Origin of the sequence: Methylobacterium sp. WL64 (assembly GCF_008039945.1) — a bacterium.
In the GTDB taxonomy this organism is placed as follows: domain Bacteria; phylum Pseudomonadota; class Alphaproteobacteria; order Rhizobiales; family Beijerinckiaceae; genus Methylobacterium.
The window spans coordinates 1-10,650 of sequence record NZ_VRVA01000151.1; the positions used below are offsets into that span (position 1 = coordinate 1).

The window sequence follows — 10,650 nt, forward strand, 5'->3', positions numbered from 1 at the left end:
TTTCTTGCCAGCGTCAAACTCGCCGCCGTCCGGGTCTGGATGCTGGGCCACCACTGCCACCTCAGACATCGAGCGTGGTCTCGCGCTCCCAGGCAGTGAAATGGGCGCAGTAGCTGTCCCACTCACCGCGCTTCAGCTTGAGGTAGGCAGAGGCGAAGGCGTCCCCCAGGTTCGCGCGCAGGGATTCGTCGGCTTCGAAGGCGCGCAGGGCGTCGAGCAGGTTGAGCGGCAGGCGCGGGGCGCCTGTGACCACATGGCCCTCTCGGTACATGTCGACATCGCTGTGCGGCCCGGGATCGGCCGTCGTTGCCAGCCCGTCGAGGCCCGCGGCGAGGATCACAGCTTGGAGCAGATATGGATTGACCGCGCCATCGGGCAGCCGCAGCTCGAACCGCCCGGGCCCCGGGACCCGCACCATGTGCGTGCGGTTATTGCCGGTCCAGGTCACGGCGTTGGGCGCCCAGGTCGCCCCCGAGGTCGTGCGGGGGGCGTTGATGCGCTTGTACGAGTTGACCGTCGGATTGGTGATCGCGGCGAGCGCCGGGGCGTGCCGCAGGATTCCGCCGAGGAAGTGCCGTCCCCGGGCCGACAGGCCGAACGGCATGTCCGGATCCGCGAAGGCGTTCTCGGTCCCCGTCACGTTCCAGACCGAGACGTGACAATGGCAGCCGTTGCCGGTCAGCCCCGGGAACGGCTTCGGCATGAAGGTCGCCCGCAATCCGTGCCGCTCGGCCACCGACTTGACCATGAACTTGAAGAAGGCGTGCTTGTCGGCGGTGGCCAGGGCGTCGTCGTACTCCCAGTTCATCTCGAACTGGCCGTTCGCATCCTCGTGGTCGTTCTGGTAGGGCCTCCAGCCGAGCGCCAGCATGTGGTCGCAGATCTCGGCGATCACGTCGTAGCGGCGCATCAACGCCTGCTGGTCGTAGCAGGACTTCTCCGCCCGGTCGTGACGATCGGAGATCGCCGCCCCGTCCGGCGTCAGCAGGAAGAACTCCGCCTCGACGCCGGTCTTGACCCGCAGCCCCTCGGCGGCGGCCCGCGCGACGAGCTGCTTCAGCACCACCCGGGGCGCTTGGCCGACAGGGACATCCTCCATGGTGCAGTCGGCCGCGACCCAGGCCACGTCCGGCTTCCAAGGCAGGCGGATCACCGAGGCGGCATCCGGCAACGCGAACACGTCGGGATGGGCTGGCGTGAGGTCGAGCCACGTGGCGAAGCCCGCGAAGCCGGCCCCGTCCCGCTGCATGCCCCCGATCGCCTGCGCCGGCACCAGCTTGGCGCGCTGGCAGCCGAACAGGTCCGTGTAGGAGATCATGAAGTACTTCACGCCGTGCTCGGCGGCGTAGGTGGAAAGGTCGGTCGTCACGGCAGCCCCCTGAGCGTGCATCGGCGAGAGCCGACCGCGCCCCATCCCGGCGCGGCCGGCAGGGTTGAAGGGACTAGAAGCCCGGTTTGCCGGGGTACCAATCGGTGCCGGCGAGCGGCACCCGGGCCATGGCGGCGGCCTCGAGGGTCAGCGCCACGAGATCCTCCGGTTCCAGATTGTGCAGATGGTTGTGGCCGCAGGCGCGCGCGATCGTCTGCGCCTCCAGGGTCATGACCTTGAGGTAATTGGCCAACCGCCTGCCGGCGCGCACCGGGTCGAGGCGGGCCATCAGTTCGGGGTCCTGCGTGGTGATGCCCGCGGGGTCGCGGCCCTCGTGCCAGTCGTCGTAGGCGCCCGCGGTCGAGCCGAGCTTGCGGTATTCCTCCTCGTACGCTGGATCGTTGTCGCCGATGGCGACCAAGGCGGCGGTGCCGATCGATACCGCGTCCGCCCCCAGCGCAATGGCCTTGGCGACGTCCGCGCCCGAGCGGATGCCGCCGGAGATCACGAGCTGCACCGTGCGGTGCATGCCGAGATCCTGCAGCGCCTGCACGGCGGGCCGGATGCAGGCCAGCGTCGGCTGGCCGACATGCTCGATGAACACGTCCTGGGTCGCAGCCGTGCCGCCCTGCATGCCGTCCAGGACGACCACGTCGGCGCCGGCCTTCACGGCGAGGGCGGTGTCGTAATAGGGCCGCGCGCCACCGACCTTCACGTAGATCGGCTTCTCCCAGTCGGTGATCTCACGCAACTCGCCGATCTTGATCTCCAGATCGTCGGGGCCGGTCCAGTCCGGGTGGCGACAGGCGGAGCGCTGGTCGATCCCTTTGGGCAGGTCGCGCATGGCGGCGACCCGGTCGGAGATCTTCTGGCCGAGCAGCATGCCGCCGCCGCCGGGCTTCGCGCCCTGGCCGACCACCACCTCGATGGCGTCGGCGCGCCGGAGGTCCCGGGGATTCATGCCGTACCGGGAGGGCAAGTACTGGTAGACGAGGATCTCGGAATGGCCGCGCTCCTCGTCGGTCATGCCGCCGTCGCCCGTGGTGGTGGAGGTGCCGGCCAGGCTCGCGCCGCGGCCGAGTGCCTCCTTGGCGTTGGCGGACAGGGATCCGAAGCTCATGCCGGCGATGGTGATCGGGATTTTTAGGGCGATCGGCTTCTTCGCGAAGCGCGTGCCGAGGTTGACCCCGGTCCCACAGGTCTCCCGGTAGCCCTCCAGCGGGTAGCGCGACATCGAGGCGCCGAGGAACAGCAGGTCGTCGAGATGCGGGAGCTTGCGCTTCGCGCCGCCGCCGCGGATGTCGTAGATGCCGGTGGCCGCCGCCCGGCGGATCTCCGCTAGGGTGTGGTCGTCGAAGGTCGCCGACTTGCGCGGCGGCATCGGCGGGTTCTGGTAGGTCATGGCCCGGTCTCCCGCTCAGTAGGCGTCAGCGTTGTCGATGTTGAAGCTGTAGAGGCGGCGTGCCGAGCCGTAGCGGCGGAACTCCTCCGGCCGGGCGTCCGTGACCCCGGCCCGGTTCAGGAGCACCGCGAGGTGCTCCAGATGCTCCGGGCGCATCGCCTTCTCGACGCAGTCGGCCCCGAGGCTCTTCACGGCGCCGCGCACGAACAGCTTCGCCTCGTAGAGCGAATCGCCCAGCGCCTCGCCGGCATCGCCGAGGACCACGAGGGAGCCGGACTGCCCCATGAAGGCCGACATGTGCCCGATCGAGCCGTGCACGACGATGTCGATCCCCTTCATCGAGATGCCGCAGCGCGAGGCCGCGTTGCCCTTGATGACGAGCAGGCCGCCGCGGCCCGTGGCGCCCGCATATTGCGAGGCGTCGCCCTCGATCACGACGGTGCCGGACATCATGTTCTCGGCCACACCCGGGCCGGCCGAGCCCTGCACCGTCACGGTGCCGCCGTCGTTCATGCCGGCGCAGTAATAGCCTACGGCCCCCCGCACCGTGACGGTGACGGGACCGTCGATGCCCACGGCCACCGCGTGCTGGCCCCGGGGGTTGAGCACTTCGAAGGCGGTGTCGTTGGCACCGGCGGCGAGGCCGTGGAGGGCCTGGTTCAGGTCGCGCAGCGGCGTGGCCGCCAAGTCGAAGACGGGCATCGGAAGGATCCGTGACGAGAGGTCGGCGGGGACGGCTCAGGCGGCCTGCCGCTGGTCCCAGAAATAGACGGTCGCGGGCTCGGGCTCCCAGACGCGGGCGGCCTCGATCCCTGGCAGGCCGACGAGGGCCCGGTACTCCGAGCCGAAGGCGACGTAGCGGTCGGTCTCGGCCATGATCGCGGGCTTGCAGGCGATCGGGTCGCGCAGCACGCCGAAGCCGGATTTCGTCCCGACTACGAAAGTGAAGAAGCCGTCGAGATCCTGCAGCGCCCCCGCCAGGGCCGCGCCGAGGTCGCGCCCCCGCGCCATCGCGGTGGTGAGATAGGCAGCCGCAACCTCCGAGTCGTTCTGGGTCTCGAAGGCCATGCCGTCGCGCGCCAGGGCTCGACGCAGGTTGTTGTGGTTCGACAGCGAGCCGTTATGGACGAGGCACTGGTCGGCGCCCGTGGAGAACGGGTGGGCGCCCATCGTGGTCACGGCCGATTCCGTCGCCATCCGGGTGTGGCCGATGCCGTGGGTGCCGGACATCCCGGCGATCCCGAAACGCTCGATCACGTCCTTCGGCAGGCCGACCTCCTTGTAGATCTCGACGCTCTCGCCCGCGCCCATCACGCGCAGGCTCGGCTGAAGGCTCTTCAGCGCGGCCCGCGTCGCGTCGAGCCGGTCGGTCGCGACGGTGATCACCGCGTGCGTGCTCTTCACCGCCACGCTCGCCGTGCCGCCGGAGACCTCCACCAGACGCTGCTCCAGCCCGGCGAAATCCGCCTCGGGCCGGGCCGATTGCACGGTGATCTTCGACAGGCTGGGGATCGGCGCCCCGTAGATCGCGAGGCCCGCCGAATCCGGGCCACGGTCCGTCATGGTGACGAGCATGTCGCACAGGAGCGCGCCGAGCTGCGGCTCCAGGGCAGGGTCCTTCAGGAACAATCCGACGATGCCGCACATGGCCCACCTCCGTTGCGGGTTCGCCTGGAGCATAGGCGGCCTTCGCGGCGGCAATCAACCACGAAGAAATAAAATTTCTTTCGGGGAATGCGCGGGGGGATCAGCCAGTGCCGGATTGCGGATAGGCGATCACCGAGAGGTAACGGGCCGGCAGCACGAGCAGCTCCGCCGGTCCGTGCGGCGTGTCAGCATCGAAAAACAGGCTGTCGCCCGGCAGCATGTGGAAGTGCCGATCCCCGTGCCGGTACAAGACCTCGCCCTCCAGCATGTAGAGGAACTCCATCCCGGTATGCTGGAAAGTCGGGAACACGTCCGAATCGGTCGTGAGCGTGATCAGGTACGGCTCGACCGTGACCCCGCTGGTGTTCTCGTGGATATGGCCGAGCAGGTTGTACTGATGGCCGGCCCGGGTGCCGCGCCGCTCCAGCTCGATTCCCTCTCCGGCTTTCACGAAGACTGCGTTGCGGACCTCTTCGTAACCGCGGAAGAAGCCGGTGATCGGCATTCCGAGGGACCGCGCGAGCAGTTGCAGCGTCGTCAGCGACGGCGAGATGTTGCCGTTCTCGATCTTGGAGAGCATGCCGGGCGACAGGCCCGTGGTCGCGGCGAGGTCGGCGGAGGTGATGCCCAGCCGTTTCCGGCGCTCACGCACCGCGTGGCCGATCGCCCGTTCGAGGTTGTTCTCGCGCGGTTCGCGGACGGCGTGCGGATCCTGAGACAGGACCGGCTCGCGTGCACGTCCCGGGGCTTCCCCCGCCGTCCGGTTCGACGAGCCTGACGGCATGGCAGATTCCCCTCCTCGGCGCTCGCGGGCTCCGGCCGCCCTGCCGCGGCGTCGGATGCCTGTCAACGGGAAGCTTCGACCCATCGGAGAAATGACCTGACCGGCTGGCTTTGGACTGGGCTGATTGAGAAGATCAGCTGGGACCGAAGGAGTCCGACATGCGGCGAGGTCAGAAGACGAACGTGGAACAGGTCGGGCCGAAGCTGCGCCAGATTGAGGTGCAGACAGCCCAGGGCAAGAGTTTGGCGATGGCATGCAAGGAGGCGGAGATCTCCGAGTAGAGCTACTACCGCTGGCGCAAGGAATACGGCGGCGTGAAGGTTGATCAGGCTAGGAAGATGAAGGATCTGGAGCGTGAGCGCGCGCGGCTTCGCCGGCTCGTAGGCGATCTATCGTTGGAAAAGCAGGTGCTGGCGGACGTCGCCTCGGGAAACTTGTAGCCCCCGAGCGACGCAGGCAGGCGGTGGACGGCATCCAGGAGAAGTATAACCTCTTGGAACGTCACGCCTGCGGGATCGTCGGTCAGCACCGCGGCACACAACGCTACGTGCCCACTATGCTGCCCAACGAGGCTGCGCTGACCGGCGCTGTTCTCGGGCGAAAGATTGACCCAGCAGTTGTTGTCGACTGGGTTTGGCCGTCTCCGGCAATGCCCATGCCGCGCATGAAGCGGCGCATTTGGCGCGGGCCAAGATGGAGAGACGGATCTGGCTTGATTATGCTCAAGCGGGGTCTTGGGTAAGAAAGTTCTGCGCGTCGAGGACGCGCAGAACCGTCCCCAAAGAGTTAACGATCCGCCGGGGCTCTTCGGCCGATGTTCCTGACCGTCACCAACGATAGCGCAGCGTCGCGAGGATCGTCTGCCTATTACCGTAGAAACACCCGGTGGCCGCGATGCACGTCGTCACGTAGGTTTTGTCGAAGAGATTCGTCGCGTTGAGCGCGAGATCGATGCCCTTCAGGGCGGGGTAGCGATACCCGAAATCATACCGCAAGGCCGCGTCGACGAGCGTGACGACCGGTATCCGATAGAGATTGGCGTTGTCGCCGACCGAAACACCGATGTAGCGAACGCCCGCTCCCAGGCCGAGGCCCGCCCAGTCGCCCGTCCGGATCGTATAGTCGAGCCAGACGGACGCCTGATGGCGCGGAACGAACGGCAGTTCGTTCCCGACGATGCTGGCTCCCGTCGCATCGGCGTTCGCCTTGGTGAATCGACTGGTCATGGCCGCATAGGAGGCGACGAGGTCGAGACTGTCGGTCAGGCTCGCCTTGGCCTCGAGTTCCAGCCCGCGGACCCGTGCCGCGCCGGCCTGGGTATTGAAGCGGAAGTCGATGGCATCCGGCGTCAGCACGTTCTGCTGCCTCAGGTCGAAGACCGCCCCGGTCAGCAGGAGGTTCGTTCCTGTCGGCTGCACCTTGATGCCGCCCTCGATCTGATCCCCGGTGGTGGGCGCGAACGGTGAGCCGTGCCGGTTCGTGCCGGAGGTCGGCTGGAACGAGGTCGCGTAGCTCACATAGGGGGCGAAGCCGCCGTCGAAGAGATAGCTCAGTCCGACCCGACCGGTGAAGGCGGCATCGTCCTGCTTCACCCGCGCCAATGCACCGGTCGCTGCCGTCCGGGTGCGGGTGACGGCGTCGGCCCAGTCCTGCCGCCCGCTCAGCGTGAGGCTGAAGCCGCCGAAGCGGATCTCGTCCTGCGTGTAGAGGCCGACTTGGTTGCGGCCTTGCGTGATCCGCGTGCCCAGCGGCGGCCGGGTGACCGTACCCGCGTAGACCGGCGCGAAGATGTTGACCGAGGGGACGACCCGCAATTGCGATTCGTCGTAGCGCGCATCTTCGCGCAGGTAATCGGCGCCGAGGAGCAGGGTATGGTCGAAGGGCCCGGTGGAGAAGCGCGCCTCCGCCTGATTGTCGACGTTGAACAGGTTCGAGTGCTCTGGGAAGGCCCAGGCGTAGCGGGAGAGCGTGCGGCCGTCGGCCCCGAGCCCGATGGCCTGAACCCGCTGGGTGTCGGCTTCGACATGGGCGAAGCGCAGGTTCTGGCGCACGGTCCAGACGTCGTTGAACCGATGTTCGAAGGTGTAGCCGATGAAGCCCTGGTCGAGCTTGAAGCGATCGTAGTTCGGCTCACCGATGAACCGGCTGGTCGGAATGCGCCCGCGCGGGTTCGTGTACAGGGTGCCGAGCGTCGGCAGGCCTTGTGGCGCGCCGCCTCCGGGCGAATCGATGTGCAGGTATTGCGAGAGAATCGTGAGCGACGTGTCGGAATCCGGCCGGAACGTGACGCTCGGTGCGATGAAGACCCGATCCTCCTCCAGATCGTCGACCTGGGTGCCGGTGGTGCGCGCGAGGCCGGTGAGCCGGTACAGGATTCTGCCGTCCGGATCGATCGGACCCGACAGATCGAATGCGGCCTGTGCGCGTCCGAAGCTGCCGGTCTGGAGCTGGATCTCACGCACGGGAACCGCGCTCGGCTGCTTGCTGACGAGGTTGAGCAGACCGCCCGGCGAGTTCTGCCCGTAGAGCCCCGAGGCCGGGCCCTTCAGCAATTCGATGCGCTCCAGGCCGTAGGATTCGATGCGCGGCTGCGAGTATCCGCGAGCACCGAACGGCAGGCGCAACCCGTCGAGGTAGCGCCCGGGCACGAAGCCGCGGACGTAGAGCCAATCGTAGCGCACGTCCGTGCCGTACTGGGTGAGAACCCCCGGCGTGTAGAGAAGCGCTTGGCTGACGCTCTGCGCCTGCCGATCCTCGATCTCCTTTCGGCCGATGACGTTGACCGCCTGGGGCGTTTCGAGAAGCGACGTGCCGGTCTTGGTCGCGGTCGTGCTGCCGCGGGCGACGTAGCCATGTGTGGGTCCGACGGCGGTTTCGCTGGTCACCTCCAGCGCATCCAAGAAGACGCCGCCGTCATGGATGCCGGCGGGCTCGACCTCGGCGACGATGCCCACGAGGGTCGCCGAGCGCTGCGCCGTGAATTGCGGCACCAGCCCCGTACCCGCGAGCAATCGGCGGAGCGCTTCCACCCGGTCGTAGCGTCCGGTGATCGGTGTCGCGCGGAGCCGGCGAGTCGCGTGACTGTCGTAGATCAACTGGACGCCGCTGATCGCTCCGTAGGCCGCCAGGGCCTCGTCCAGGGGCTGAGCCGCGATGGCGAAATCCAGGGTCTCGTCCGCGTCCGCGTCCGCGACGATTGCGGCAATGCGGGTGATCCGCGCGCCGATGGCCGTCCCGTCCCGCGCCGCATGGTCGATGGCTGCCGAGGTCGGCGTCGGAATGGCGAGCACCAACGCCGCGACACCACTCAATCCGATGACCATGCGACAGCCATTCCCCGTCCGGTTCGCCCCGCGTCCTTGCACCGTCATTCGCCCCACCGTCCCCGCGCGGTTTGCAACCGCGGCCCGGCGGGTCATGATCGCCCGCCTGACTCTTCAGACGTGCCCCGGGTGACGAGCCCGCAAAAAAACCCAATGGCTCCCGCGCCGGCCTCGCCGACCTCAGCGGAGAATGACGAGCCGGTCGCCGAGCCGCACCTCCGAGAGGGCGAGCGCGGTGCGGATGCTGCTGAGGGCCTCTTCCGGACGTGCCAGATGAAAAATCCCTGTCACGCGTCTCGCGGCGGCCGCCGAACCGGCCAGGACGATCCGACCGGGGCGGTATCGGTTGAGATCGTCCACGACCTCCGACAGGGGCGTGTCGCGGAAGACGAGAAGGCCACGCCGCCATGCCGCCACATGGGCGACGTCGATGGGGTGAACGCCGCGCGCATCCGGCCCGATCCTGATCTCCTGTCCCGCCATGAGGCGCGTCGTCGGCGCTCCCGCGGCGGGAACGACCGTGACGGCGCCGGACAGGCAGGACATGTCGGCGTCCAGGCCGCCGACCCAACCGGAGAGGCCTTCGCTCGGCCTGCAGCGCACGATGAACTCCGCGGGCCGACCCGGATCGGTGACGAGGCGCCCCCGGCCTGCGCCCAGGATGAGCGCCGTACCGCTGGCCGGGACCGTGACAGCGACCGAGCCCGCCTGCAGGGCCATGTCGTGTCCCTCGTCGTCGAGGCGGGCGTCCAGGGCGGTTTCGGCATCCAGCTCGATGCGGATGCCGCCCGACAGGACCACCGTTCGGATCTCACCGGTTCCTGTCCGATAGGCCGCATTCAGCACCGGCCATCGCAACGCGAGCGTCGCGCCGGCGGCGATCGAGGCCGATGCGATCCCTCCCGCGGCCACCCGGCGGAGCATGCGGCGCCGGGTCATCGCCAGCAGGTCACCGCGGCTGGCAGGCGCGCGCGCTGGGCCGGCAAGGGCGTGGCCCGCCTGCTTCCAGAGTCCTGCTGCAGCCCGGAAGGCGGCGTCCTGCTCCGGATCGGAGCGCCAGGCGGCAAGCGCCTGTGCGTCGTCCTGCGTCGCGGTGCCTGACGTCAGGCGAACCACCCAAGCGTGTGCGTCCTGCGCGATGCATCGGTCCCTGTCGGCGGACGGCCCGCCATGATCATCCGGCGCGCTCATTCGTCTCTCGCCGTTTGCCGCGAGCGTTTCAGGCGATCTCCTGAAGGGCATTCCATGCCGGGGACCATTGTCATCAGGACGACGCCGCGATCAATCCGGCGATCGTCCAGATCGCAGGCGGTCGGCACAATGATCGAGAGCCATCCTGACCTCTGCCTCCACGGTGCGGAGCGATACGCCAAGACGGGCGGCGATGGATGCGTGACTTAGACCTTCGATCCGGCTGAGCCGGAAGGCCTCGGCGCGCCGGAGAGGCAATTCGTGCAGTGCCGCGTCGAGAGCCTGCACCTCACCACGCGACTGAGCGAACTGCTCCGGGCCCGGCGTCTCGTCGGCAACCATCAAGAGCTCGTCTATCTCAATGGCCGTGAGGATGCGAGAATGGCGCAACTGCGCACGCTTGTGGTCGAGGACCAGGTTCGCTGCGATCTGAAACAGGAAGGCGCGCTCGTTGTGGAGACGTGTCTGGCTATGTCCCGAATGTGCGATCCGGAGGAATGCCTCGTGCGCCAAATCCGACGCATCGTTTTGGCCGACCTTCCGACCCAGAAAGCGCAGCAAGGCTTTACAATGGGTACGATAAAGTCTCGCTAAATGACTTGCGCGCGCCTCGCGCGAAGGAGTGACGACAGCCATCGACCTCTGCCAGCGACAAATCGCCGGAGCAATTAAGCAACGTCATCGCGTATCCTGGAGACACGCCATTTGGCAAGAACATAAAAGCTACACGTTAGAGCGTAGCATCAGTTTATATTTATTCTACGTTCAAGTTGATCAATCGGCGGCGGTACTTCGATCGCGAAGAAGCTTTCATGTGAGGTCGCCAGTGAGCGTAATCGGCCCCCACAGGGTGCTCCAAGGTTCAAGTTAGTGCGCGGACTCATAAAGTTCGCATCCAGACCCGGACGGCGGCGAGTTTGACGCTGGCAAGAAG

At 67.5% G+C, this 10,650-nt stretch carries 8 protein-coding genes and 1 pseudogene; 1 reads left to right on the forward strand and 8 read right to left on the reverse strand.

The window, feature by feature from the left end; translation table 11 throughout:
* Nucleotides 1-61: 61 nt before the first annotated feature.
* The 5 genes from glnT to FV242_RS30130 form a co-directional block, all read right to left on the reverse strand.
* On the reverse strand, nt 62-1,369 hold the full coding sequence (glnT, locus tag FV242_RS30110; protein WP_147941481.1) for a type III glutamate--ammonia ligase: 1,308 nt from the start codon (nt 1,367-1,369) through the stop codon (nt 62-64).
* A 73-nt stretch (nt 1,370-1,442) separates the two neighbouring features.
* On the reverse strand, nt 1,443-2,771 hold the full coding sequence (locus FV242_RS30115) for an FMN-binding glutamate synthase family protein (RefSeq protein WP_147941482.1): 1,329 nt from the start codon (nt 2,769-2,771) through the stop codon (nt 1,443-1,445).
* Nucleotides 2,772-2,786: 15 nt separating this feature from the next.
* A complete protein-coding gene (locus FV242_RS30120) occupies nt 2,787-3,473 on the reverse strand; it encodes a GXGXG domain-containing protein (protein ID WP_147941483.1) in 687 nt (228 codons plus the stop codon).
* A gap of 36 nt (nt 3,474-3,509) precedes the next feature.
* Nucleotides 3,510-4,418: a glutamine amidotransferase family protein gene (locus FV242_RS30125; protein ID WP_147941484.1), complete on the reverse strand. Its 909-nt coding sequence runs from the start codon at nt 4,416-4,418 to the stop codon at nt 3,510-3,512.
* 100 nt (nt 4,419-4,518) lie between these two features.
* Nucleotides 4,519-5,202 (reverse strand): XRE family transcriptional regulator, encoded by a 684-nt coding sequence (locus FV242_RS30130; RefSeq protein WP_147941485.1) that lies wholly within the window; start codon nt 5,200-5,202, stop codon nt 4,519-4,521.
* A 158-nt stretch (nt 5,203-5,360) separates the two neighbouring features.
* Here FV242_RS30130 and FV242_RS30135 point away from each other — a divergent pair.
* A pseudogene (locus FV242_RS30135) lies at nt 5,361-5,797 on the forward strand (transposase); the annotation flags it as partial.
* A 232-nt stretch (nt 5,798-6,029) separates the two neighbouring features.
* On the opposite strand, the gene FV242_RS30140 reads toward FV242_RS30135, so the two are convergent.
* From FV242_RS30140 to FV242_RS30150, 3 genes are all read right to left on the reverse strand, one after another.
* Nucleotides 6,030-8,525 (reverse strand): TonB-dependent siderophore receptor, encoded by a 2,496-nt coding sequence (locus tag FV242_RS30140; RefSeq protein WP_246692958.1) that lies wholly within the window; start codon nt 8,523-8,525, stop codon nt 6,030-6,032.
* Nucleotides 8,526-8,705: 180 nt separating this feature from the next.
* Nucleotides 8,706-9,767: a FecR domain-containing protein gene (locus FV242_RS30145; protein ID WP_147941487.1), complete on the reverse strand. Its 1,062-nt coding sequence runs from the start codon at nt 9,765-9,767 to the stop codon at nt 8,706-8,708.
* A 39-nt stretch (nt 9,768-9,806) separates the two neighbouring features.
* The gene (locus FV242_RS30150) at nt 9,807-10,352 is read right to left on the reverse strand and encodes an RNA polymerase sigma factor (RefSeq protein ID WP_147909911.1); all 546 of its coding nucleotides are present in this window, start codon (nt 10,350-10,352) and stop codon (nt 9,807-9,809) included.
* Nucleotides 10,353-10,650 lie beyond the last annotated feature (298 nt).